Source organism: Ensifer sp. MJa1 (assembly GCF_037026475.1).
GTDB lineage: Bacteria > Pseudomonadota > Alphaproteobacteria > Rhizobiales > Rhizobiaceae > Ensifer.
In genome coordinates, this window is record NZ_JAKUMO010000010.1 from 56,339 (window position 1) to 80,458 (window position 24,120).

Annotated in this window: 26 protein-coding genes; 13 read left to right on the top strand and 13 right to left on the bottom strand. The window is 62.9% G+C overall.

All coding sequences use genetic code 11. The features are described 5' to 3' along the window. Positions 1–28 precede the first annotated feature (28 nt). Both MKZ91_RS15340 and MKZ91_RS15345 read left to right on the top strand, forming a co-directional pair. On the top strand, positions 29–727 hold the full coding sequence (locus MKZ91_RS15340) for a YdcF family protein (RefSeq protein WP_336172017.1): 699 nt from the start codon (positions 29–31) through the stop codon (positions 725–727). Between the two features lie 130 nt (positions 728–857). Further along, the gene (locus MKZ91_RS15345; RefSeq protein WP_336171836.1) at positions 858–1,649 is read left to right on the top strand and encodes a lysophospholipid acyltransferase family protein; all 792 of its coding nucleotides are present in this window, start codon (positions 858–860) and stop codon (positions 1,647–1,649) included. On the opposite strand, the gene MKZ91_RS15350 is transcribed toward MKZ91_RS15345, so the two are convergent. Beyond that, a complete protein-coding gene (locus MKZ91_RS15350; protein WP_336171837.1) occupies positions 1,640–2,191 on the bottom strand; it encodes a gamma-glutamylcyclotransferase in 552 nt (183 codons plus the stop codon). The genes MKZ91_RS15345 and MKZ91_RS15350 overlap by 10 nt on opposite strands. Positions 2,192–2,392: 201 nt before the next feature. Between MKZ91_RS15350 and MKZ91_RS15355 the strand changes: the two genes are divergently transcribed. Next, positions 2,393–3,403: a DUF2125 domain-containing protein gene (locus MKZ91_RS15355; RefSeq protein ID WP_336171838.1), complete on the top strand. Its 1,011-nt coding sequence runs from the start codon at positions 2,393–2,395 to the stop codon at positions 3,401–3,403. A gap of 96 nt (positions 3,404–3,499) precedes the next feature. Here MKZ91_RS15355 and MKZ91_RS15360 read toward each other — a convergent pair whose 3' ends face one another. The 3 genes from MKZ91_RS15360 to MKZ91_RS15370 form a co-directional block, all read right to left on the bottom strand. Continuing rightward, on the bottom strand, positions 3,500–4,423 hold the full coding sequence (locus MKZ91_RS15360; protein WP_336171839.1) for a prephenate/arogenate dehydrogenase family protein: 924 nt from the start codon (positions 4,421–4,423) through the stop codon (positions 3,500–3,502). Then, positions 4,423–5,529: a histidinol-phosphate transaminase gene (gene hisC, locus MKZ91_RS15365; RefSeq protein WP_336171841.1), complete on the bottom strand. Its 1,107-nt coding sequence runs from the start codon at positions 5,527–5,529 to the stop codon at positions 4,423–4,425. The genes MKZ91_RS15360 and hisC overlap by 1 nt, the downstream gene beginning before the upstream one ends. A gap of 147 nt (positions 5,530–5,676) precedes the next feature. Then, a complete protein-coding gene (locus MKZ91_RS15370; protein ID WP_336171842.1) occupies positions 5,677–6,441 on the bottom strand; it encodes a class I SAM-dependent methyltransferase in 765 nt (254 codons plus the stop codon). Positions 6,442–6,523: 82 nt separating this feature from the next. Here MKZ91_RS15370 and gloB point away from each other — a divergent pair, with 82 nt between their 5' ends. Both gloB and MKZ91_RS15380 read left to right on the top strand, forming a co-directional pair. Beyond that, complete coding sequence (gene gloB, locus MKZ91_RS15375; protein ID WP_336171843.1) at positions 6,524–7,294, top strand: hydroxyacylglutathione hydrolase; 771 nt, start codon at positions 6,524–6,526, stop codon at positions 7,292–7,294. Continuing rightward, entirely contained in the window at positions 7,294–7,737 is a 444-nt protein-coding gene (locus MKZ91_RS15380; protein ID WP_336171844.1) for a cupin domain-containing protein, read from the top strand. The genes gloB and MKZ91_RS15380 overlap by 1 nt, the downstream gene beginning before the upstream one ends. A gap of 112 nt (positions 7,738–7,849) precedes the next feature. On the opposite strand, the gene yddG is transcribed toward MKZ91_RS15380, so the two are convergent. Together yddG and MKZ91_RS15390 are read right to left on the bottom strand one after the other, a co-directional pair. Next, a complete protein-coding gene (gene yddG / locus MKZ91_RS15385) occupies positions 7,850–8,740 on the bottom strand; it encodes an aromatic amino acid exporter YddG (RefSeq protein ID WP_336171845.1) in 891 nt (296 codons plus the stop codon). 95 nt (positions 8,741–8,835) lie between these two features. Beyond that, entirely contained in the window at positions 8,836–9,612 is a 777-nt protein-coding gene (locus MKZ91_RS15390) for a DUF3108 domain-containing protein (RefSeq protein ID WP_336171846.1), read from the bottom strand. 387 nt (positions 9,613–9,999) lie between these two features. Here MKZ91_RS15390 and rpmB point away from each other — a divergent pair, with 387 nt between their 5' ends. Both rpmB and MKZ91_RS15400 read left to right on the top strand, forming a co-directional pair. Continuing rightward, a complete protein-coding gene (gene rpmB, locus MKZ91_RS15395) occupies positions 10,000–10,290 on the top strand; it encodes a 50S ribosomal protein L28 (protein ID WP_336171848.1) in 291 nt (96 codons plus the stop codon). A gap of 256 nt (positions 10,291–10,546) precedes the next feature. Next, complete coding sequence (locus MKZ91_RS15400; RefSeq protein WP_336171849.1) at positions 10,547–11,191, top strand: VUT family protein; 645 nt, start codon at positions 10,547–10,549, stop codon at positions 11,189–11,191. Between the two features lie 221 nt (positions 11,192–11,412). Here MKZ91_RS15400 and MKZ91_RS15405 read toward each other — a convergent pair whose 3' ends face one another. The 4 genes from MKZ91_RS15405 to MKZ91_RS15420 form a co-directional block, all read right to left on the bottom strand. Beyond that, complete coding sequence (locus MKZ91_RS15405; RefSeq protein WP_336171850.1) at positions 11,413–12,420, bottom strand: esterase-like activity of phytase family protein; 1,008 nt, start codon at positions 12,418–12,420, stop codon at positions 11,413–11,415. 195 nt (positions 12,421–12,615) lie between these two features. Next, positions 12,616–14,511: a cobaltochelatase subunit CobT gene (cobT, locus tag MKZ91_RS15410; protein WP_336171851.1), complete on the bottom strand. Its 1,896-nt coding sequence runs from the start codon at positions 14,509–14,511 to the stop codon at positions 12,616–12,618. Positions 14,512–14,617: 106 nt separating this feature from the next. Beyond that, entirely contained in the window at positions 14,618–15,613 is a 996-nt protein-coding gene (gene cobS, locus MKZ91_RS15415) for a cobaltochelatase subunit CobS (RefSeq protein WP_336171853.1), read from the bottom strand. A gap of 75 nt (positions 15,614–15,688) precedes the next feature. Further along, entirely contained in the window at positions 15,689–16,324 is a 636-nt protein-coding gene (locus tag MKZ91_RS15420) for a J domain-containing protein (protein WP_336171854.1), read from the bottom strand. Positions 16,325–16,471: 147 nt separating this feature from the next. Between MKZ91_RS15420 and MKZ91_RS15425 the strand changes: the two genes are divergently transcribed. Then, positions 16,472–16,753 (top strand): BolA family protein, encoded by a 282-nt coding sequence (locus MKZ91_RS15425; protein ID WP_336171856.1) that lies wholly within the window; start codon positions 16,472–16,474, stop codon positions 16,751–16,753. A 15-nt stretch (positions 16,754–16,768) separates the two neighbouring features. Here the strand turns inward: MKZ91_RS15425 and MKZ91_RS15430 are convergent, their stop codons facing one another. Genes MKZ91_RS15430 through MKZ91_RS15440 form a run of 3 tightly spaced genes read right to left on the bottom strand, consistent with a single transcriptional unit; the run spans position 16,769 to position 19,805 of the window. Then, entirely contained in the window at positions 16,769–18,076 is a 1,308-nt protein-coding gene (locus tag MKZ91_RS15430; protein WP_336171857.1) for an HlyC/CorC family transporter, read from the bottom strand. Next, complete coding sequence (aroB, locus tag MKZ91_RS15435) at positions 18,073–19,206, bottom strand: 3-dehydroquinate synthase (RefSeq protein WP_336171859.1); 1,134 nt, start codon at positions 19,204–19,206, stop codon at positions 18,073–18,075. The genes MKZ91_RS15430 and aroB overlap by 4 nt, the downstream gene beginning before the upstream one ends. Continuing rightward, on the bottom strand, positions 19,203–19,805 hold the full coding sequence (locus tag MKZ91_RS15440) for a shikimate kinase (RefSeq protein ID WP_336171860.1): 603 nt from the start codon (positions 19,803–19,805) through the stop codon (positions 19,203–19,205). The genes aroB and MKZ91_RS15440 overlap by 4 nt, the downstream gene beginning before the upstream one ends. A gap of 227 nt (positions 19,806–20,032) precedes the next feature. Here MKZ91_RS15440 and MKZ91_RS15445 point away from each other — a divergent pair, with 227 nt between their 5' ends. The 5 genes from MKZ91_RS15445 (at position 20,033) to MKZ91_RS15465 (ending at position 24,097) form a co-directional block, all read left to right on the top strand. Then, the gene (locus MKZ91_RS15445) at positions 20,033–20,182 is read left to right on the top strand and encodes a hypothetical protein (protein ID WP_336171861.1); all 150 of its coding nucleotides are present in this window, start codon (positions 20,033–20,035) and stop codon (positions 20,180–20,182) included. Continuing rightward, positions 20,179–21,135: a site-specific tyrosine recombinase XerD gene (locus MKZ91_RS15450; protein ID WP_336171862.1), complete on the top strand. Its 957-nt coding sequence runs from the start codon at positions 20,179–20,181 to the stop codon at positions 21,133–21,135. Before MKZ91_RS15445 ends, MKZ91_RS15450 begins: the two co-directional genes overlap by 4 nt. 64 nt (positions 21,136–21,199) lie before the next feature. Beyond that, on the top strand, positions 21,200–22,153 hold the full coding sequence (locus tag MKZ91_RS15455; RefSeq protein WP_336171863.1) for an acetyl-CoA carboxylase carboxyltransferase subunit alpha: 954 nt from the start codon (positions 21,200–21,202) through the stop codon (positions 22,151–22,153). A 247-nt stretch (positions 22,154–22,400) separates the two neighbouring features. Further along, entirely contained in the window at positions 22,401–23,861 is a 1,461-nt protein-coding gene (locus MKZ91_RS15460; protein ID WP_336171865.1) for a L,D-transpeptidase family protein, read from the top strand. Then, positions 23,861–24,097: a sulfurtransferase TusA family protein gene (locus tag MKZ91_RS15465; protein WP_336171867.1), complete on the top strand. Its 237-nt coding sequence runs from the start codon at positions 23,861–23,863 to the stop codon at positions 24,095–24,097. Before MKZ91_RS15460 ends, MKZ91_RS15465 begins: the two co-directional genes overlap by 1 nt. Positions 24,098–24,120 lie beyond the last annotated feature (23 nt).

Sequence of the window (24,120 nt, forward strand, 5' to 3'; positions counted from 1 at the left end):
GATGGCGCAAGAAGTTCGCGGGAGCGGGATGGCCGGAGGAGGCAAATGGCAGGGGGGAGCCGACAATCGCCGGCGGTCCCGTAGCCTCTTGCGCAAAATTCTTCGCCGAACGTTCTTCGTACTCTTGCTGCCGCTCGCGATCGTGGTTGGCGCATTCCTGAACTTCGCCGACACCGTCGCATCGCTGCAACCACCGGCGCACCCGAAAGCCGATGCGATTGTCGTGCTGACCGGCGGCTTCCAGCGCATCGATCAGGCGGTCGATCTGCTCAAGGCTGGCGCCGGAAAGCGCCTCTTGATCTCCGGCGTGCATCCGACCACGACAGGCAGCCAGATCCGCCGCAACACCCAAAGCTCGGCGGACCTGTTCAAGTGCTGCGTCGATATCGGCCACGAGGCCATCGATACCATCGGCAACGCCACCGAGACCGCCCAATGGATCCACGATCGCGGCTACAAGAGTGTGCTCGTCGTCACCAACAACTACCACATGCCCCGTAGCCTGCTGGAGCTTCGACGCACCCGCCCGGAAACGGAATTCATCCCCTATCCTGTCGTCAATTCCGACCTGAAGACGACAAACTGGCTGCGCAACCCGATGGTGCTGAAAGCAATCCTGCTGGAATTCGGCAAGTATTCAGTCGCATCGCTGCGCGATCTCGCCGGTGCCCGCCCGACCAGCGGCCTGCGCACCGACCCTTCTCGCGCCACGCCGGCTGAAGAATGAGGCCGACGAATGGCGTTGCCGGCAGCAAAGTGACGCCGGACAGTTTTCCTTTCGCGCTTATTCGTGTAGGCAGCGATCCATCGGCCTGAAGCGCCGGTCCCTCAAGAACTCGCCTACGAAAGCGTGCCTGATGATCGTCTTGCGTTCGATCCTTTTCAATATGGTGTTCTACGCCAATCTGATCCTGCAGATGATCGTGCTGACCCCGGTCTACTTCCTGCTGCCACGCAAGAAGGCCTGGTTCGTTCCCAAGAACTGGGTGCGTAGCAATCACTGGCTGCTTGAGAAGATGGTCGGCACGACCTTCGAGATCGAGGGCTTGGAGAATATCCCTGATGTGCCCTACATCTTCGCGCCCAAACACCAGTCTTTCTGGGATGCCTACGCGCTTTTGCCCTGGCTCACCGATCCCTTCTATATTCTCAAGCGCGAGCTGACCTGGATCCCGCTCTTCGGCTGGTACGTCCTCAAGCAGCGCATGGTGCCGGTGAACCGCGCCGCCCGTGGCAAGGCCATGACCGGTGTGATGGACCGCACCAAGCAGGAGATGGCAACCGGCCGCGAACTCATCATCTATCCGGAAGGCACCCGGCGGCCTCCGGGCGCTCCGCCCGAGTACAAATATGGCATCGCCCGTCTCTACCGCGACCTCGGCGTGCCGGTGGTGCCGGTCGCCATGCATCCCGGGCTCTTCTGGCCGCGCCGCAAGTTCCTGCGTTTTCCCGGCCACTTCAAGGTTCGCATCCTGCCGCCGATCGAGGCCGGCATGGACCCGGACGCCTTCCTGGCAAAGCTGGTGGAAGTGACCGAGAAGGCCAGTGATGAGCTGCTGATCGAAACGGTAAGGGCCAATCCGCATCTGCCGCTACCACCGACGGCCGAGCAACGGCTGAAGGAACTGAAGGCTTTGGGTCAGGCCTGAGCGCGCAGCGGCGCCTGCTTGAGCAGGCCGACGACTTCTTCCAGCCAGTGATCGCGGATGCCCATCTCCTGGAGATGTGACAGCGCGTTAAAGACGTATTCGTCGTTCGGGCCGGAGCGGCCTGTCGAGACGGCGACGATGGCTGCGGCCTCGGAGGTGCTGAGGGCGCCGGCATATTGCACGTGGTCGCGGTCGATCACATAGGCGAGCGCCGGTACCCGCCGGCCGTCGGCAAGCTGCACCGGCATCGTGCGCTCCTTGTAGACGTGGGTGACCAGTTCGCGTTCACGCAGGTAGTCGACGACACTGGCCTGCTGCCCGCACTCGACGCGAAAAGCCGTGCCGATGCAGGATCCGCCGCGGTCGAGCCCGAGAACCAGTCCCGGGCGCTGCTCGGTGCCACGATGGACCCAGGAATGCACGCAGAGCGAACGGCGGAAGCCGAAGGCACGCGCCGTGCTTTTCTCCTCATAGGCAAAGCCCGGGTTCCACATCAGCGACCCGTAGCCAAAGACCCAAAATTCGTCCATATCCACTGTCATTCAACCCGCGCTGTCTGCTCTCGTCGCCGAATCATGATCGGCCCCGTTAGATGGTCAGCCATCTCGGTTTCTACGGCACAGCATCCCGGCACGGAAGAGACAAGTCCGTCCCCGTGCATGCGAATGAAAGAATAGTTTTGCGGATCGACGGCGCCACCCGAAAGGCGGCCCTATCCTGTATAGAGTGAGGTACCCGCGCCCATGTCGGCAACCACCGTTTCCAATTCCTCGCCGGTCAGCCGGAAGTTCCGCTGGCTGACCGCAGGCATCGTGCTTGCCGTCGGCGTCTACTCCGCCGGCTGGTTCCTTGCCGCCGACCAGATCGAAAAGCGGCTCACCCAACGCCTTGCCGAGGGACAGGCGGCCGGCCTTGGCGGCGAATGCACGAACATGGACGTGCGCGGCTTTCCTTTCCGTATCGGCCTGTTCTGCGACAAGGTTCATCTCGACGACACCCGCCACGGCACCTCGGCCTCGTTCGGAGCGCTGAGGACGGCAGCCCAGGTCTACCAGCCTGGCCATGCGGTGATCGAGCTCGACGGCCCGGCCGAGATCCGGGCGGCCCCGAGCCTCAACATCTTCGCCGACTGGACGCTGATGCATGCGAGCGTCCGGGCGAGCTTGTCCGGTCTCGACCGAACCTCGCTCACCTATGACAATCTTACCGGACGCATGCGTTTGCCGCTCGCCGGCGACGGGGTTGGCTTCGGCGCCAGCCACGGCGAAGTGCATCTGCGCCAGAACGGTGCCGATCTCGACGCCGCCCTCAGTGTCGACAAGCTCGACCTCAGACCGGAAGAGGGGCCGAGCCTGGCGCCGCCCGCCAACGTCGCCGCCGACCTGACCTTTACCGACAAGGCCGGGTGGATGAAGGCCACGCCGACGCCGGAAATGTTCCGCGGCAGCAAGGGTGAATTGCGGCAACTGACGCTGGATCTCGGTTCGGGCATGAACGCCAAGCTCTCCGGTCCCTTCTCGGTCAACGACCAGGGGCTGATCTCCGGCGAGTTCTCGCTGACAATGACGAACATCGAGGCATGGCGTGCCAACCTGGTCACGCTCATCCCGGACGATGCCAACCTCGTCGAAAACACCGCCAACATGCTGAAGGCGCTTGCGAACGGCAAGAACGAGGCGACGGTGAAGCTCAACGTGCGCGACGGCACGGCCTTCCTTGCCTTCATCCCGATCGGCGTGTTGCCGACGCTCTGATCGAAAGGCCGCCTTCTGCGACATTCGCAAAAAGCAAAAAGAAAAGCCCGGATCGCGGATGATTTCCGCACCCGGGCTTTCTTTTGGCTGGAATGGCTACTTCTGATCCATGGCATGCCGGCCGAAGTCCGGCATCGCCGTATCCTGGCCCGCCTGGATGATCGAGCGGCGGATGGCGCGGGTCCGCGTGAAAAGGTCGAAGAGCTTCTCGCCGTCGCCCCAGCGGATCGCCCGCTGCAGATAGGCGAGATCCTCGGAAAACCGAGCCAGCATCTCCAGGATCGCGTCCTTGTTGTGCAGGCAGACATCACGCCACATGGTCGGGTCTGAGGCGGCAAGGCGGGTGAAGTCGCGGAAGCCCGAGGCGGAATACTTGATCACTTCGGACTCAGTTACCGTCTCCAGATCATCGGCGGTGCCGACGATATTGTAGGCGATGATGTGCGGCAGGTGCGAGACGATCGCCAGCACCTTGTCGTGGTGCTCGGCGTCCATCTCCTCGACCATCGAGCCGAGCGTTTCCCAGAAGAGCCGCAGCCGCGCGACGGCTTCCCCGTCCGCGCCCTCAGGCGGCGTCAGGATGCACCAGCGGCCGCGGAAGAGGCCAACGAAGCCGGCATCGGGGCCGGAGTGCTCGGTGCCGGCAATCGGGTGGCCCGGCACGAAATGAACCGTCTCCGGCAGGTGCGGCGCCATCTGCGCGATGACGGAACCCTTGGTCGAGCCGACGTCGGTGACGATCGCGCCGGCTTTCAGATGCGGGGCAATTTCCGCGGCAACGGCGCCAGAGGCACCTACAGGAACCGAGACGATGACGAGATCCGCATCACGAACAGCCTCGGCCGCGGAAAGCGTATAGCGATCGCCAAGCCCCAGCTCTTCGGCACGCTTCAGCGTCGCTTCGCTGCGCGTGGAAACGACGAGCGTGCCGGCAAGCTGCTTCTCGCGGATCTCGCGCGCGATCGACGAGCCGATGAGGCCGATACCGATGAGGGCGATCGTTGCAAATTGCTGAGCCATTATTTCCGTCCCATGAATTCAGTCAGCGCCGCGATGACGCCCTCGTTGGCTTCCTCGGACCCGATCGTCATGCGCAGCGCATTGGGGAAGCCATAGCTGCGGACAGCCCGCAGGATGTAGCCGCGGCCAGTCAGGAACTCATCCGCGTCTTCGGCCCGCTTGCCGTTCTCTTCCGGAAAGTGGATGAGCACGAAATTCGTGACCGACGGCGTGATACGAAGGCCGATCGCCGAGAGCGCCTCGCTGACACGGGAGAGCCACACGAGGTTGTGATCGACGGCCGCTGCCACAAAAGCCTGGTCGCGGATCGCAGCCGCTCCGGCCGCAATGGCAGGGGCGCTGAGATTGAACGGCCCACGGACGCGGTCGACCGCATCGATCACCTCGGCCGGTGCATACATCCAGCCGATCCGAAGGCCGGCTAGACCGTAGATCTTCGAGAAGGTGCGGGTCATCACCACATTGCGGCTCGCCGAGACGAGCTCCAGCCCGGCGGCATAGTCGTTGCGGCGCACATATTCGGCGTAAGCCGCGTCAAGCACCAGCAACACGCCTTCAGGCAGGCCCGCATGCAACCGCCGCACCTCGTCGACAGGGATATAGGTCCCTGTCGGATTGGCCGGGTTGGCGAGGAAGACGACCTTGGTGCGTTCGGTCACCGCCGCCAGAATGGAGTCGACATCGACGCGCGCCTCCTTCTCCTTGACGGTAACGGGCGTGGCGCCGGCGGCCATGATCTGGATCTTGTAAACGAGGAAGCCGTGCTCGGTGATGATGCCTTCGTCGCCAGGTCCGAGATAGGTGTGGCACAACAGCCCGAGCAACTCGTCGGAACCGTTGCCGCACATGATGTTTGCCGGGTTCAGCCCATGGACGGCGCCGATCGCCTCGCGCAGCGCCTTGGCCTGACCGTCCGGATAGCGCTCCAGATTGAAGGCTGCCGCCTGGAAAGCCTCGATCGCCTTGGGGCTGGCGCCGAGCGGCGTCTCGTTCGAAGAGAGCTTGTGCACCTTGGCAACGCCCGGGGCATGCTCCTTGCCCGGCACATAGGCGGCAATGTCCAGGATGCCGGCACGCGGCTCAGGGCTCTTCGAGGCAAGGCTCATCGGATCAGCTTTCTATCGCATGTTCCCTTCGGTCGTCTCCGACCTGAGGGTCAAAACATGCAGCCATTAAACGCTACAGGAAGGAAGGTCATGCCATTACCGGCGCCGGCCGATTTTGTCGAGGGTCCGCTGCGACCACAGCGCAAGTCAGGCGGGCGATTGCGGTCGCTTGCGCGTGCTCGGCACGCCCTGGGGCGCCAGCACCGGCACGAAGACGCGGCGCGACGCGCGAGCCGCAACCGGCAGGCCCTGGTAAAGCCGCTTCTGTGCCTCGACGACGATGACCCCGGAAAACACCGGCCAGAGCGCGCGGCCGAGCCGCTCGAAGCCGCGGCGCAGGCGCAGGATGGCCCTGAGCTTCGACGGCGGAAAGAACAGCGCCTCGGAGGTTGCACCCGGGGTGAAGTTCGTTTCGCGCAGCAGCGCCGTCAACTGGCTGCGCGAATAGGGCCGGCCCGATCCGAAGGGCGTGTGCTCCATACGCGCCCAGACGCCGCGGCGATTGGGAACGACGATGACCAGACGCCCTCCCGGCGCAAGCACCCGCCAGATTTCCTTCATCGTCTCGCGCGGGCTCTCGGCGAACTCCAGCGAATGCACCATCAGCACCCGGTCGATCGAGGCGTCGGGCAACGGCAGTTCCTCGTCGAAGACGAGAGCGGTGGACGACAACTCGGCCACCGGCCAGTTCACCGCCCCCTGCCCTGCGGGCATGAAGGCGAAGGTCCGCTCTGTGTCCTTGCGGAAGCGCTCGAGATAGGGAACGGCGTAGCCAAGGCCGACCAGCCGTTCGTCCGGCAGGCGCGCCCAGACGGACGAAAGCGCCATGGTGACGGACTGCTCCGCCATCCGGCCGAGCTCGGAGTGGTAGAATTCGCGAAGGTCGACGATATCGGTGTGCATTCGCAACATGTTAGCTTCGAAGCGGTAGACTTCAAGGCAAGCCTCGCTACATTCGGCAGCATCTGATCCCGCCGCGACCGGAGGGCATGCCATGGCCGCACTCGAACTCGACCTCTTTCTCTGCCGCACCGATAATTTCGGGGTGCTCATTCATGACCCGGCAAGCGGCATGACCGCTTCGATCGATGCGCCGGAAGAACAACCCATTCTGGAAGCGCTGGAACGGCGTGGCTGGACGCTCACGCACATCCTGACGACACACCACCACGGCGACCATGTCGCGGCCAACGAAGCCCTCAAGGCGCGTTTCGGCGCCACCATCATCGGTCCTTCCGGCGAGGCCACGAAAATCCCGGGGCTCGACCGGTCGGTTCGTCACGACGAACGCTTCGACTTCGCCGGCCATCCCGTCGAGGTGATCGAGACCCCCGGCCACACCGCCGGCCATATCTGTTTCCATTTTCCAGAAGACAAGCTGCTCTTTGCCGCCGACACCCTGTTTGCGCTCGGCTGCGGGCGCCTGTTCGAGGGCTCTCCGGAGACGATGTGGCAGTCTCTCAATCGGCTGATGGCGCTGCCCGACGACACGACAGTCTATTTCGGTCACGAATACACGCTCTCCAACGCCCGCTTCGCCGTCACGGTCGACCCTGACAATGCCGAGCTCAAGGCGCGCGCAGCCGAAATAGAGGAAACACGCTGCGATGGCGGCTTTACCGCGCCGACGACGATCGGGCTTGAGAAGCGCACGAATCCGTTCCTGCGGGCCGCGGATCCGGCGATCCGCGCCCATCTCGGCCTGCAAAACGCCAGCGACGCGGCCGTCTTTGCCGAAATCCGCAAGCGGAAAGACAACTTCTGATGCCGACGGCGCAAGCACAATCGGCAGCAGCCATCATCGAGGCGCTCGGCCTGGCGCGCCACCCTGAGGGTGGTTGGTACATAGAGACGTTTCGCGATACGGCCGGCGGCAGCCGCAGCCACTCCACGGCGATTTACTACCTGCTGGAACGCGGCGAACGCTCACATTGGCATCGTGTGCGCGATGCCGTCGAGATCTGGCATTACCACGCCGGCGCTCCGCTCGAACTCGGTATCGCCGAGGATGGAAAGCCCGCCGAGACGGTGCGGCTCGGGCCCGACATCCTGAACGGTGAGCGCCCCCAAGCAATCGTCCCGGCCGATTGGTGGCAGTCCGCAGCTTCGCTCGGCGATTGGACCCTGGTCGGTTGCACGGTGGCCCCGGCCTTCGATTTTTCGGCCTTCGAGATGGCGGCTCCCGGTTGGCAGCCGCCCGGCAACTAGAGCGCCGTGCGTTCATATGAACGCACTAAGGACGCTCTAGCACTTTGATTCTAGAGCATCTTTCCGCTTCAATTGATTTCACTTGGGAGCGGGATGCTCTAGCAGGTTTCAGCTATTCCGCCGGCTGAGCCACCGCCACACGCTGGCGGAAGATCATGTTCTTGGCAGCGAGCACCGCACCGCCGGTTACGAACAGGCAGGCAAGCGCGATGCGCCAGGACGGCTCGGCAAAGCCGAAGAGCAGCAGGTTCAATGTCGACAGAACAGGCGCGGCATAGCTCAAGACGCCGAGAAGCTGGATGTTGCCGTTCTTCACACCGAAGTCCCAGGCATAGAAGGCGGCACCCAGGGGCAGCAGCCCGAGACCGGCGACGGCAAGCCACTCGAAGGTCGTCTGCGGCCAGACCGTCGTCTCCAATGCCAGATGGCAGACGAAAGACAGAAGAGACGTGGCAAGGCAGAAGCCGGTGACGACGTCCGTGGAGACCGCTTCGAAGCGTCGAGTGATGAGAGAATAGGCAGACCAGGTGAAGGCGCAGAGCAAGGCGGCGCCATAGCCGATGAGATAGGCTTCGTCGAAAGCGACACCCTTGCGCGACACGATCAGGATCATGCCGACAAGACCGGATAGAGCGCCGGCTATGTGATACCAGCGCAGGCGCTCGCCCGGCAGCAGTGCCGAACCAACAACGATCAGGAGCGGCCAGAGATAGGCAATCAACCCCGCCTCAACTGGCGGCGCGTTGCGAAACGCCGTGAAGTAGAGAAAGTGGTAGCCAAACAGGCCGGCGATGCCCGTTATCCAGACCTTGGCGGGCTGCTTGAGCAGCGCCAGTCGCTCCGGCCTTAGCGCCAGCACAACCAGCCCCGGCAGACTGCCGATCAAAAAGCAGATCGTCAAAAGCTGGAAAGGTGGCATCTTGCCGGACGCCGCCGTAAACAGGGCGAGCAGCGACCACATCAGGATCGCGGAAAAGCCGATCAACGTTGCCTTGAGTTTCATAGTCGTCCCCTCGCGCGACTTCTCTCTCGGAAATCTGCGCGGATAGCTCACGATGCTTCGTGGAATTTAGCTTTTTAGTTGCACGCGGGTGCGCGTCAACCACCAAATCGTGTCGCCGAGACCGTGACCGGCCCGAGCTTGGTGGGGATGCGGACGTAGACGGGCGCATAGACGTTGACCGCCGGCGCCTTGGCGAACCAGATCTCCATCGTCTGCAGACGACGAAGATATTCGACGTCCTCGCGGCCCTTCTTGTAGCCGGCCTTCGGAACGAAGCGGATGCCGCAGACAATCGCTTCTCCGTCGAAGCCCTTGGTCTTGAAGGGCCTGGTGCCCTTCGACGAGAGCTTGATATCGAGCCGCGACTCGCCATCGAAGATCGGCAGCGTGTTGGGGCAGACCCGCGCTTCGGCGGGAATGATCAGGCCAGAAAGTGGGTCGAGGACGTCGCGCATGTCGCGTGAGGTGACGGGAACCCAGTTCTTCGGCAGCGGCGTGCGCTTCGGGGTCATGCTCGCACGCACCACATTGCCATTCCGATAGGTAACACTGATGGCCCTGCTCTTTGAGCCACTGCGGTAAGACATCGAATATTGCGACGCGTGGAGGTAGTCCTTGCCGATGACGCCCGATACGCGCGTCTGTCCGGACGTACGGCTGAGAATGTCGAGCAGGCCGGCAGACTTCAACGTGCCTGAAATCGTGTAGCGATTCTTCTGAAGCTCAGTGTGGAACGAAGCGCGTGCGACCGGCAAGCCGGCCAGCGAGATGCTGTAATCCGTCAGATGTTCGACATCGGCGGCCGACGACGCTGTGGAAAACGAGACCACGGACAGCAGCGCTGCCGCGCGAAAGCAATTTCGCAACTTCATGCCCAGACAAATCCATCCCTTGAGTATTACCGCAATACCCTGAAATGCAGGGTGTTTGCGGCTTTTCTACGCCAAATCCGCCGCTGCGGGCGGCCAAACGGCGATGTCGCCGCCAAGTCTTCAAGCGCCCCCGAGCAGTAGAAATACCGCATAGCAAAATCGCTTGGAATGGGTTTCGTGAAGCAATATTGTGAGCCGCACCCCCCTTCGCAAAGGGAGAACGACCGGGAAAAACCGCGGTTTTCCGAGAATGCAAGAGGTTTGGCTTGACGGACCGGCCGTCTCTGACTATAGAACCGCGACTTTCCAATAATGGCCTAGGAACGCGGCCTGGGCTCTGGGCCCGCTACCGCATTGTCCGGCGGCGATAAAGAGAATAGGTGTACCATGTCCCGTAGTTGCGAATTGACCGGCAAGGGCGTCCAGTCGGGCAACAATGTAAGCCACGCCAACAACAAGACCAAGCGCAAGTTCCTCCCGAACCTGTGCAACGTCACGCTGATTTCCGATGCTCTCGGCCAGCGCTACCGTCTGCGCGTTTCCGCAGCAGCTCTCCGCTCGGTCGAACACCGTGGCGGCCTCGACGCCTTCCTGCTGAAGTCGGACGAGAACGAGCTGAGCATGCGCGCTCGCCTGCTGCGTCGCCAGATCGTCAAGAAGGTTGCTGAAGCCGCTTAATCGGCGCCAGCGTCCTGTCTTTTGACACGCGTTTAAAAGGCTTGCGGGTTCATCCAGCAAGCCTTTTTCTCGTGCGCGTTTCTGTTTTCATCGGCCGGGTGAACGATCCGGCTTAAGTCCCACTGCCTAACTCTATCCTTATGCCGGTATCGATTTAAGGATAGAGTTAGGCAGAAATTCAAAGCGTTACAGCGACCTTTGCGTGCCTGATCAGGCACGCGGCGCTGTAGCTGGTGGCATCTCCCAGGATAAAAAAATGCTGATCAACCGCACGTTCTTCGTCTATGTCGCGCTCATGACCCTGGTGGTCGTCGCTTCGAACTTCCTCGTTCAATATCCGCTGCCGGGCTCGATTGCCGGCATGCAGTTGGGTGACCTGCTCACCTGGGGTGCCTTCAGCTATCCCTTCGCCTTTCTGGTGACCGACCTAACCAACCGCCAGTTCGGGCCGCGCATCGCCCGCCGCGTTGTCGTCGTCGGCTTCGTCGTCGCCATCCTGCTCTCCTTCGTCGCCGCCACGCCGCGCATCGCGATTGCTTCGGGCTCGGCCTTCCTGTTCGGTCAGCTTCTGGATATTTCGGTGTTCAACAGGTTGCGCCGCCAGAGCTGGTGGCATGCACCACTGGCCGGCTCGCTGATCGGCTCGGCGCTCGATACGGCGATGTTCTTCTCCTTCGCCTTTGCGCCGTTCTTCGTCTTCTTCGGGCCGAACGACAGCTTTGCCCTGGAGAGCGCCCCCCTTCTCGGCGTGCTTGCAACCGAGGCACCGCGCTGGATCTCCTGGGCAATCGGCGACCTGAGCGTCAAGATCCTCTGCGGCCTCGTCATGCTCTTGCCCTATGGCGCGCTGATGAGCGTGATCAAGCCGATGCCGGCTGTGAAAGCCGAAGCTGCGCTGTAACAGCCATCTTGTGACGAAACGAAAGAGCCGATGGCCCCGGGGCCATCGGCTCATTTGTCTTAGCTAGTCCCAAGCGGAAAACCGCCGCGCACTTTTCCTGGGATCGAGAGGGAAGCCCGCAATCCCGGACGGAAAACCGCTACGCACTTTTCCTGGGATTGAGTGGGAAGCTCGCAATCCCGGACGGAAAACCGCTACGCACTTTTCCTGGGATTGCTTTGTTACTGCGTCAGGGTGGGGTTGAGGCGGAACTCGAGCATCAGGTTGCGCTCGAGGATGGAATGGTTGTCGTCCGAGATGACGATCACCCGGATCTCGCCGTCCGGCCTGACGATGACGTCGAGTCCTTCCATGTTGTCGATCTGGTGGCGCATGTCAGCCTCGAAGATCACTTCGCCATCGACCACGGCGCCGGGCTTGATCGCGTCGCCGGCGATGCGGCGGATCTGCATGCCGAGGCCTGAACCGAACGAGAAGCGCCGCTCCAGAAGCAAGAGATCGCCATTCGGCAGGAACGCGCCATCAGTCACCGCATAGGGATCCTTGCGCGCAACCGAAAACGCTCCGCGCATCGGCCCGTCGAGAATACCCGCAAGCAGATTGTCCGCCTTGTCGACGCTGCGCTCGGAAACAGCGATTGCCGCCCCGGCGAGCGGGCTGTCCTTTGGTGCGACAGCAATGGTCTCGATGCCGCCATTGTTGCGCAATTCCTTCACCGAAAACGGCAGGGAGAGGCTGCCGACCGGGCTGGACTGGGCAAAGCCCGGATCCGGATAGATATCGATACGGTGCGCCTGCTCGTAGCTGACGATCACCTGGCCTGAGCGCAGCGCCAACCCCTCCGAGTCCACCTTCCACTTCTCCAGGCCGACATCGCCATTGCGATCCGCCATCGGCGTCGAGACGAGGTCCGTGAGACCCGACAGCCGCCCCTCCGCATCGCGCGTCACTGCCCCTTCGAGCCAGTGCCCGGTATCCATGATGGCGATGAACGAGCTGCCGTCTGGCCGAAAACGGATCGCCGACACCGCCCCGAACAGCGAATTCGACGAAGTCAGCTCCAGCCCGCCCAAAAACTCGAGCGCCCCAAACCGCGTGTCACTCGAGCCGACCCCGAAGTTCGCAATCTGGCGGCTACGGATCGGCAGGGTTTCGCTATCCGGTGCGGCCCAGGCGGCCGGGCAGGTCGATGCCAGAAGGAAAAGGGCTAGAAGTCCGCGGCCGAGCATCAGGTGGTGTACTTTCAGGCAAGCAGGATCGGAGAAGGGAAGCGACCACCCGGGTTCCTGCGAAGCGCACGGAGATCATCGCAGCTTGGTAGACTGTAAAACCTTGTCCGTAAATTGGCGTCGCCCCGGAACAGACCTTTAAAGGCTGTTTGCGCGTTTGGAGGCAGCCACCGCGCCACCTCCAAACGTATTGGGTCAGCCGGCGCGGCGCAGGCGCGAAGAGCCTCGGCGCTGGCTCTCGTCCTCAAAGAGCGCGGCCAGTTGTTCGGTCATGGCGCCGGCAAGTTCGTCGGCGTCGACGATGGTCACAGCGCGGCGATAGTAGCGCGTCACGTCGTGGCCGATGCCGATGGCCAGCAGTTCCACCGGCGAACGCGTTTCGATCTGCTCGATGACCGCGCGCAGGTGCCGCTCCAGATAGTTGCCGGGATTGACCGACAGCGTCGAGTCATCGACCGGCGCACCGTCGGAAATCATCATCAGGATGCGGCGTTGTTCGCGCCGGGCCATCAGCCGCTCATGCGCCCAGATCAGCGCCTCGCCGTCGATGTTCTCCTTGAGCAGCCCCTCGCGCATCATCAGGCCGAGGTTGCGGCGCGCGCGGCGCCAGGGCGCATCGGCGGACTTGTAGATGATGTGGCGCAGGTCGTTGAGCCGGCCCGGCGCCTGCGGCTTGCCGCCGGCGAGCCACTTCTCGCGCGACTGGCCGCCCTTCCACGCCTTGGTGGTGAAGCCGAGGATCTCGACCTTGACGCCGCAACGCTCGAGCGTGCGCGCCAGGATGTCGGCGCACGTGGCGGCCACTGTGATCGGACGTCCGCGCATCGAGCCGGAATTGTCGATCAAGAGCGTCACGACCGTATCGCGGAAATTGGTGTCCTTCTCGCGCTTGAACGAAAGCGGCTGCATCGGATCGATAACGATGCGCTGCAGACGCGCCGTATCGAGATAGCCCTCTTCGAGGTCGAATTCCCACGAGCGGTTCTGCTGCGCCATCAGGCGGCGCTGCAGGCGGTTGGCCAGCCGACCGACGGCGCCCTGAAGATGGGAGAGCTGCTTGTCGAGGAAGGCGCGCAGCCGGTCGAGCTCGGCCTCGTCGCAGAGCTCTTCAGACGCAATGGTCTCGTCGAACTCGCGGGTGAAGACGGCGTAGTCGACCTTTTCGTTGAAGTCGGCAAAGGGCTGGTTGGGACGCTTGACCTCGCCGGGCGTCTCGCTGTCCTCGTCGCCCTCGTCCTGCAGGTCGTCGTCGGAGATCTCCGCGCCGTCCATCTCGCCTTCTTCCATCTGCTCTTCGGCAGCCTGGTTCTCATCGGCGGGCGCGGCGTCATCGCCGGCTTCCTCGTCGCTGGCGTTCTCGTCCTGCTCCTGGCTGCGAGGCTGGTCCTCGTCGGTCTCGCTTTCCTGCTCGTCCGGCTCGACGTCGTCGTCCCCGTATTTCTCGGCGACCTCCATCGAGGTCAGCATGTCGCGCACGACACGCGCGAAAGCCTGCTGGTCGTTGATCGTCGACGACAGGTTCTGGATATCGCCGGCAGCCTTGCCCTCGATGAACTCGCGCCAGAGATCGAGCACCTTGCCGGCAGACGCCGGCGGCTTTTCGCCGGTCAGCTTTTCACGCACCAAAAGTGCCACGGCTTCACCAAGCGGTGCATCGGCCTGGCGCTCGATCGTGGCGAAATTCGCCTTGGCGTATTTCTCCTCGAGCATGACGCCCAAGTTCTTGGCGACGCCCGCCATGCGCAGAGAACCGATCGCCTCGACGCGGGCCTGCTCCACGGCATCGAAGATCGCGCGGGCGTCCGCCCCTTGCGGCGACATGGTCGCGTGGATACGCGCATCGTGGCATGCCTTGCGCAGCGCCATGCTGTCGCCGAGCCCGCGGGTGACGGAAAGCTCCTGCAACGTCGGGCGCTTGGAAAGTTCCGGCAGGCGGATGCGCTCGCCGGTCATGCCCGGCCGCTCGTTGGCGAAGGCCACTTCCACCTCGGCATCGCCCGCGATCGATCGGATGCAGCCGGAAAGCGCCCGCTTGAACGGTTCCGCAGCATTCTCGCGCGTGGTTGGCTTTGCCTTCGAGTTCGAGCTCACGACAGTTCCTTCTTCAGCCAGAGACGATGACGCCTCAGCATGGCATCATCGGGTTTGCCACAGCGTCAAGGCCCGCCCTCCCCCGAAGAGTAGACGGGCGATGGGATCAGGCGGTGGCTTCGAGCACGATGTTGGCAGCGCTTTCCTTCAGCTCGATGCCGAAGGCGCGCTGGTAGTGCTCGGCGACCAGCGCCCGCTCCAGCTCGTCGCACTTGTTGAGGAAGGTCACGCGGAAGGCAAAGGCGATATCGCCGAAAATGTAGGCGTTCTCGGCCCAGGTGATGACCGTACGCGGGCTCATGACGGTCGAAAGGTCGCCATTGATGAAGGCCGCGCGGGTGAGGTCAGCGACGCGCACCATCTTGGAAACGGTCTCGCGGCCCTTGTCGGCGGTGAAGCCCTTGACCTTGGCGGCGACGATGTCGACTTCCTTGTCGTGCGGCAGATAGTTCAGCGTGGTGACGATCGACCAGCGGTCCATCTGCGCCTGGTTGATCTGCTGCGTGCCGTGATATAGGCCGGTCGTGTCGCCGAGACCAACGGTGTTGGCGGTCGCAAACAGGCGGAAGGCCGGGTGCGGGCGGATGACACGGCTCTGGTCGAGCAGCGTCAGGCGGCCGGAAGACTCAAGCACGCGCTGGATGACGAACATGACATCAGGACGGCCGGCATCGTATTCGTCGAAGACGAGCGCGACATTGTGCTGGTAGGCCCAGGGCAGGATGCCGTCCTTGAACTCGGTGACCTGCAGGCCGTCCTTGACGACGATCGCGTCCTTGCCGACGAGGTCGATACGACTGACATGGCTGTCGAGGTTGACGCGCACGCACGGCCAGTTAAGCCGGGCTGCGACCTGCTCGATATGGGTGGACTTGCCGGTGCCGTGATAGCCAGACACCATCACGCGTCGGTTGTGGGCGAAGCCTGCGAGAATGGCGAGCGTCGTTTCGCGGTCGAAGAGGTAGTCCGGGTCGAGGTCCGGCACGTAGGCATCGCCCTTCGAGTAGGCAGGAACGCGCAAATCCGTATCAATGCCGAAAACCTCCCGGACCGAGATCGTCGTATCGGGGAGGTTGGAAATGTCGAGGTCAATCTTGCTCATCATGTCTCCAGAGCGGCCGCCGGACGGCACCCGCGCATTCGCCTGCGAAAAGTGCTTCTGTAATAATCCGCGTTGTTAGCAGAAGCCAGCCTGTTTTAACAATTGGTAGGCTTGAATAACCGCGCGAAAACGCTCTTCCGATCCCCTATCTCCGCCATTGGCGTCGGGGTGGTGCTTCTTGACGAGATCCTTGTAGGCCGCCTTGATGTCGGTCGCGGTCGCAGACGCACCCAGGCCCAGCGTTTCAAAGGCCTTGGCCTCGAGTGTCTTCAACTTGCGCTGGCGCGGTTCTGGCCGGCCGGAGCGTGCCCTCGCCTCGCTGACGAAGCCGAAGGGATCGCGCATGCGCGCCTGGGCGCCGGCAGAACCGGATCGCATCTGCGACTGGGTCGGGCCGTTCTTGGCGTTCTTGTTGACGCCAACGGTCCAGGTCGGGCGGTGGCCGGTGATCGCTTCCTTCTGGTAGCGCGCGACCTCGCTGTCGGACAGGCCCGAGAAGAAATTATAGCCCTTGTTGTATTCCTTCACGTGCTCGAAGCAGAACATGAAGTACTGCCCCTCGGCATTGCGGCCGACAGGTGCACGATGCACGCCCTTCTGGTCGCAGCCGTCCCACTGACAGACGGGCGCAGCCTGCTCCGCCTGCGGCTCAACCTTGCGCCGGGTCCGAATGCGATCGAAGTATTTTGAATCGAGTCTCATGGCGCTCATTATGGGGTTTGGCCGAGGCCACAACAAGAATTGACAAAGCGGAATGTTGCTGGCTTTGTGCGGGCATTTTGCGCTGCCAAGCCAGTGGATGCGGGTTCTGCGGATCTGCGAGGGGGCGTCAAGCAAACAGCAAATTGGGACGGAAGAATGTCGCTCACGGACAGGATCGAAAAGAAGCTGATCGAGGCCTTCCACCCGGAGAGATTGGTGGTCATCAACGAGAGCCACCTTCATGCCGGGCACCAGCCGGGTTTTGACGGCGGCGGCGAGTCCCATATGCGGGTGCGCATCGTTTCAAGCGCCTTCACCGGCATGAGCCGCGTCGACCGTCACCGTGCCATCAACGCGCTCCTGAAACCCGAACTCGATGCCGGCCTGCATGCGCTGGCGGTCGAGCCCGCAGCCCCCGGTGAACCGACACGCTGGTAGCGGCCCGATCGGTCGTCAGGTGATGGGGGCGCCGTCCTCGGCCGGGCGGATGCGCAGCTTGGTGATCCGGTTCTTCACCCGCTTCATCACGATGAAGCGCTTGCCATGGAAGGTGAAGGCCTGGCGCTCCTCGGGAATGCTCTTAGACTCGTGGATGACGAGACCGGCAACCGTGGTCGCCTCCTCGTCCGGCAGTGACCAGTCGAGCGCCCGATTGAGGTCGCGGATCGGCACCGACCCATCGACGACAATGGAACCGTCCGCTTCCTGGCGCACGCCTTGAATGTCGAGGTCGTGCTCGTCGGCGATGTCACCGACGATTTCCTCCAGGATGTCTTCCAGCGTCACCAGCCCTTGAACCTGGCCGTATTCATCGACGACGATCGCCAGGTGCAGCTTGCGGCGCAAGAAGGCGTTGAGCTGATCCTTGAGGTTGGTGGTGTCGGGCACGAACCAGGGTTTTTGCGCGATCTTGACGATGTCGAGGTTTTCCGGCTCGACATTGGGTTCCGCAAGCGCCCTGAGCAGATCCTTGGAATGCACGACGCCGATGATGTTGTCGGTCGAGCCACGCCAGAGCGGCAGCCGCGTGAACGGGCTTTCGAGGATCTCGCGCACGCATGTCTCGGGCGGCTCGTCGGCATTGATCGCCCGCATGTTGGTGCGGTGGATCATGATGTCGGAGACTTCGAGTTCGCCGAGGTCGAGCACGCCGCCCAAGCGGTCGCGGTCGGCCTTGATCACCGAGCCCTCGCGGTGAAGCAGGTCCACCGCGCCGCGCAGTTCCTCATGCGCCGAAAGCATCGACATGTCGGCGGCGAGATTGACGCCAAAGAGATTGAGCAGGCGCCGGACGATGCCGTTGACGAGGCTGGAAACAGGTCCAACGATTGCGACGAAGGGACGGACCAGCGGCGCGACGGCAAGCGCGAAGCGGTCCGGAGAGGCAATTGCCCAGCTCTTGGGCAGCACTTCCGAAAAGATGACCAAAAGCACGGTCATGGCGAGCGTCGCGATCGCCACGCCGCTGTCGCCGAAGAGGCCGATCAGCAGGCTGGTCGTCAGCGATGAGGCCAGGATGTTGACGAGATTGTTGCCGATCAGCAGCGTGCCGATCAGCCGATCCCGCCGCTCGATCAGCCGGTTGACGATGCCGGCGCGCTCTTCGCCGTTGTTCTCAAGCGTATGCATGCGCGAGCGCGAGGCCGCCGTCAGCGCCGTTTCCGAGCCCGAGAAGAAGGCCGACAGCAGCAGCAGGCAGAAGACCGAGAGAATGGACAGCCAATATTCTGCCAGGAAGGCAAGGAAGGCTTCGACGGTCATTGCGGGTGCTTTTCCCTGAGGAAACCGAGGACCTCCGATGCCGGAACGTCATCGGCGACGAAAGACTGGCCGATGCCGCGTGTCAGGATGAAGGTGAGCTTGCCACCCTTGACCTTCTTGTCCTGGGCGATCGCATCCATCAGCCGTTCTGCCGGCGGCAGCGCGCCCGGGATTTCCGCCATGCGCGTCGGCAGGCCGACCGTCTTCAGATGCGCCTCGACACGGGCCGCATCGTCGGGGCTTGCAAGGTTCATTCGGGCCGAAAACTGGTGCGCCAGCACCATGCCGATCGAAACGCCCTCGCCATGCACCAGCCGGGCGCTGTCGTATTCGGTTGCCGCCTCCAGAGCGTGGCCAAAGGTGTGGCCGAGATTGAGGAGCGCGCGCAAGCCGTTCTCGCGCTCGTCCGCAGCCACGACGTCGGCCTTGGCCTGGCAGCTGACGGCGATCGCCTCGATGCGGGCGCTGCCCCCGGCAAAGACCGCCTGCCAGTTGCTTTCGAGCCAGGTGAAGAACTCCGGCTTGTCGATCAATCCGTATTTCGCGACTTCCGCATAACCGGCGCGGAACTCGCGCTCACTCAGCGTGTCAAGCACGTCGGTATCGGCAAGCACCAGGTCCGGCTGGTGGAAGACGCCGATCAGGTTCTTGCCGTGCGGGGAATTGATGCCGGTCTTGCCGCCGACGGAAGAATCGACCTGCGCAAGCAAGGAGGTCGGGATCTGGATGAAGCGCGAGCCGCGGCGCACGATGCCGGCGGCAAAGCCGGTGAGATCGCCGATGACGCCACCGCCAAGCGCGATCACAGCGTCGTTGCGCTCGATGCGGGCGCCAAGCACGGTTTCGCAGACCGGGATGAGGTGTTCGAAGCTCTTGGTCTTCTCGCCGGCCGGCAGCACCAGCGACACGGCGTCGATGCCACGCTCCTTGAGGCTCGCCATCAGCGGTTCGAGATAGCGCGGCGCCACGTTCTCGTCGGTGATGACGGCCATCCTGCGGCCCTTCAGCCGGCTCGCGATCTCCTGGCCGGCGGCGGCAATCAGCCCGGGGCCGATCAGGATGTCGTAGGAACGATCGCCGAGATCGACACGGACCTTGCGTTCGGCGGCGGGCATCACATGGCTGTTCATGGCTTTTCTTGTCCTGGGGTCTTCTTCTGCTGGCATTCGATGACGGCGGCGAGAACCTCCTCCACCATCGTCTCTTTTCTGACATCGCGCGACAGCACCGTCAGATCGGCCTCGGCATAGATAGGGTAACGCGCGTTCATCAGGTTTTCGAGCGTCTGCCTGGGGTTCTCGGTTTTGAGGAGTGGACGGGTGTCGCGCTTGTTGACCCGTTCCCACAGGACGTCGAGCTCGGCGTTGAGCCAGATCGTCAGGCCGCCCTTCCTGATCTGTCGCCGCGAGCGCTCGTTGATATAGGCGCCGCCACCGGTCGAAACCACGCGGGGACCACTTCTGAGCAGCCGCTTCAGGACCCGCGTCTCAAGCGCCCGGAACTCGTCCTCGCCGTATCGGGCAAAGAGATCGCTGATCGTCATGCGCGAGACACGTTCGATCTCGTGGTCGGAATCGACGAAGGGAATGCCGAGCGCCTGGGCCGTCAGCCGGCCGATCGCCGACTTGCCGGCACCCATCAGGCCGATGAACACGAGATTGCGTTTACCGAGTACAAGCTTCGCTCGCTCGGCAAGCGTTGCGGAAACCGGTTCGATCACGTCGTTCATTGGTCTTCTTGTTCCCCATTCCCTTCCGGTATCGACAAATCAGGGGGGAGCGTCAAGTCGTTGTGCGCGGCCGCACACGCTTCTTGAACTTGGCAGAAGCGGCGTTCATATAGATCAGGCATCCGTTGGCCGCACGGCACGTTCCGGCATAAGCCACAGCGCCTCCAATGGCTGCATGACTTGTCCCGGACGCAGGCTGCCAAGGGACGCAGGCACAGGAGTTCCAAATGCCGACCCTCTTCCGGTTCCTGTTCGTCTGCGCCGTCATCGCCGGGCTCGTCTACGGCACGATGGTCGGGCTTGTCACCTTTGTCGAGCCTGTCGAGCGGGACGTCACGGTGAAGATCCCGTCTGAGCGGGTCAACGTTCCGCAATGAACGATTTGTCCGCAGCCCATGTCGAGGCCTTCCTTGAAATGATGAGCGCCGAGCGTGGAGCGGCCGTCAACACGCTGCAGTCCTATGAGCGGGATCTGGAGGATGCGTCCTCGCACCTGCGCACGCTGGGGACGGGACTGACAGGGGCGACCGCCGACGATCTTCGCGGCTACCTTGCCCACCTCGCCGGCCAGGGCTTCAAGCCGTCCTCGCAGGCACGGCGCCTGTCGGCGCTCCGGCAGTTCTTCAAGTTCCTCTATGCCGAGGGTCTTCGCGTCGACGATCCGACCGGCATTCTCGACGCCCCGAAGAAAGGGCGAAGCCTGCCGAAGACGATGAGCGTCGACGACGTCTCGCGGCTGATCGGCCAGGCGGAAAACGAAGCCGCGGCCGGTGGCGTGGACCACCTGGCGAAACTGCGCATGCATGCGCTGATCGAGCTTCTCTATGCGACAGGCATGCGCGTCAGCGAACTTGTCTCGCTGCCGGCAAGCGTGCTTGCCCAGAACGGCCGCTTTCTCGTCATCCGCGGCAAAGGCAACAAGGAGCGACTGGTGCCGCTCTCCCAGGCCGCGATCCGCGCCATGCGCGTCTATGGCGCCGCCCTTGCCGACGAGTTGGCCAAGGAGGAAGCAGGAAGCCGGGAGAGCCCATGGCTCTTTCCCTCCTCCGGCAAGCAGGGCTTCCTGCCGCGCCAGGTCTTCGCCAGGGACCTGAAATCGCTCGCAGCGCGCGCAGGCATCCGCGTGGCGGCAATCTCGCCGCACGTGCTGCGCCACGCCTTCGCCAGCCATCTTCTGGCCAACGGGGCCGACCTGCGCGCCGTGCAGGAACTGCTCGGCCACTCGGACATTTCAACGACACAAATCTATACGCATGTGCTGGAAGAACGGCTGCACAACCTCGTGCAAAACCATCACCCTCTTGCCAAACAGGCGAAAAAACAGGATTAGGACGGCCGGGCACGCTGGTTTCGGCCCGCTGGCCCTTGTCGCAAAATGATCGGAAACGCATCTCATGCACAACTATCTCGATTTCGAAAAACCCATCTCCGACCTCGAAGGCAAGATTCTCGAACTGAAGAAGCTCGCCGGCGAAGACGAGAGCGTGAACACTTCGGATGAGGTCGAACGGCTGGAGACGCGCGTCCGAGACGCGATGGCCGAGATCTATTCGAAGCTGACGCCCTGGCAGAAGACCCAGGTTGCCCGTCACCCCTCGCGCCCCCATTTCCTTGACTATGCGGCCGAGCTTTTCACCGAGTTCACGCCGCTTGCCGGCGACCGTAATTTTGCCAACGATGACGCCATCCAGGCCGGTCTTGCGCGCTTTCGCGGCATGCCGGTCGCCGTTCTCGGCCAGGAGAAGGGCAATGACACCAAGTCGCGCATCAAGCACAATTTCGGCAGCCCGCGTCCCGAAGGCTACCGCAAGGCGATCCGTGTCATGGAAATGGCCGATCGCTTCGGCCTGCCGCTGATCACGCTCGTCGATACCGCCGGCGCCTATCCGGGTGTTAACGCCGAAGAACGCGGCCAGGCGGAAGCCATCGCCCGTTCGACCGAGATGTGCCTCAACGTCCGCGTGCCGATCGTCACCGTCGTCATCGGCGAAGGTGGCTCGGGCGGCGCCATCGCCATTGCTACCGGCAACCGCGTCTACATGCTTGAGCATGCGATCTACAGCGTCATCTCGCCGGAAGGTGCAGCTTCGATCCTGTGGCGCGATTCCACCCGCGCCAAGGAAGCGGCAAGCAACATGAAGATCACCGCCGAGGACCTGAAGGCGCTCGGCATCATCGACGGCATCATCCAGGAACCGGTCGGTGGCGCGCATCGCGATCCCAACGCCGTCATCAGCCGCACCGGCACGGTGATCGCCGACGCACTGAAGGACTTGTCCGGACGCAATGGCGACCAGTTGCGCACGGATCGCCGGCAGAAGTACCTGAACATCGGCCGCAACCTCTGAGCCGAAACGCGAGCGGGGGCGCACGTCCCGCTTCGCAGCAACGATTGCGGGAGCGGATTTCGCAACCGCAAAGCGGACTATGGCCAAATCTTGGCCATATTCATGGGGTCATGAACAGCGTCGTCGGCAGGGCACCCTGCAGGGTTAAGAATTCGTGAAGTATAATCGCATAGTGATTCTCTGAAGGGCCCCCCTCGTGGACTTGGGCTCTCCTTAGTCGAGTTTGGGTTTGAATGGGCCTCTGCTGATGCGTTTCTGGAACCTCGTAGCTTCCGCCGCCATTGTCGCCGCGCTTGCCGGCTGCACCAACGAAACGCTCGACGCCACGACGTCGATCGACATCAAGTCCGTCAAGAACAAGACCGAGTATCAGGTCTCTGCTCCGATGGTCAAAAAGATGAGCGAACTCGGGATGCAGAAGCAGGCCCCGATCGCGCTGCGCATCTTCAAGGAAGAAGGCACGCTGGAGGTCTGGAAGGCCAATACGGCAAACCGTTTCCAACTGCTGAAGAGCTACAAGATCTGCGCCTGGTCCGGAAAACTCGGTCCCAAGGTGAAGGAAGGTGACCGCCAGGCACCGGAAGGCTTCTACCCGCTCTTCCCGCACCAACTGAACCCGAACTCCAAGTATTATCTGGCGATCAACACCGGTTATCCCAACACCTACGACAAGGCGAATGGTCGCCAGGGCACGCACCTGATGATCCACGGCGCCTGCTCGTCGGCCGGCTGCTATTCGATGACCGACGAGCAGATGATCGAGATTTTCGCGCTCGCCCGCGATAGCTTCAAGGGCGGCCAGGAGAGCGTGCAGCTCCAGGCCTTCCCGTTCCGCATGACCGCGGAAAACATGGCCCGCCATCGCAACAATCCGAATATCGACTTCTGGAAGATGCTGAAGGTCGGTTACGACCAGTTCGAGGTCACCAAGCGCCCGCCTGAAGTCAACGTCTGCGAAAAGAAGTACGTCTTCAACCAGCAGGCCACCGGCCCGTTCAATGCGAGCGGCCAGTGCCCGGCAATGTCGACGCCACCGGCTCTGCAGGTGGCGATGACGAGCTTCGAAAAGAGCTACCAGACCGACTACGACAAGGCGATGAAGAAATATGACGGCATGGTCTGGTACGAGCCGAGCGAAGCCGAGCGCAAGGCGATCGTCGCCAAGCAGCGCGTCGGCCGCGAACTCGCCTACGCACCGACCGGCAACTCCTTCGATGCCGGCAAGCTGATGAAGGCGAGCGATCTCGAAAAGAAGCTTGCCGAGCAGAAGGAAGCGGAAGAGACCAAGCAGGCCGTCGAGATCCAGAAGAAGGAACTCGAAAAGGCAACCGATGGCGGCAAGCACGTCCCGGTTCCGGCCGCAAACCCCATTCCGCAGCCGGTCATGCAGGCCGCTGTCGAGCAGCCGGCCAAGAACGCCTTCTGGAGCCTGTTCTCCAGGAGCGAGCCGGAACTGCAGATGCCAGCGCCCGTCGTCGTGACGCCGGATCAGGCGGCGGTTGGGCAGCAGTCCGCATTGCCACCACAGGCGCAGGAGCCGGCGAAGACCGCCAAGCAGGCCCGTGCTGCTGCACCCGGAGCCACTGAGCAGCAGACGGCAGCCGTCGCCACGGCGACAGGGCCAGCACCCGAAGCGGCCGCAGAAACGCCTGTCCTCACCGAGGAGCCGCCGAAGAAGCGTCCGTTCTGGAAGATCTGGGGCAATTGATGCCGACTGACCAAAAGATCGTCTACGACCTGAGGGGGCTTAAGTGCCCCCTTCCCGTTTTGAAGACACGCAAGCGCATGGCTTCCCTGGCGGCCGGCGCGCTGCTGGAGATCGAAACGACCGATCCGCTGGCGGTCATCGATATTCCGCATTTCTGCAACGAAGACGGCCACACGCTCGAAGAGGCAGCGCCCGCCGATGGCGGCCATCGTTTCCTCATTCGCAAGGGCGCCTGACCGCTGGCGACTGCCAACATGAT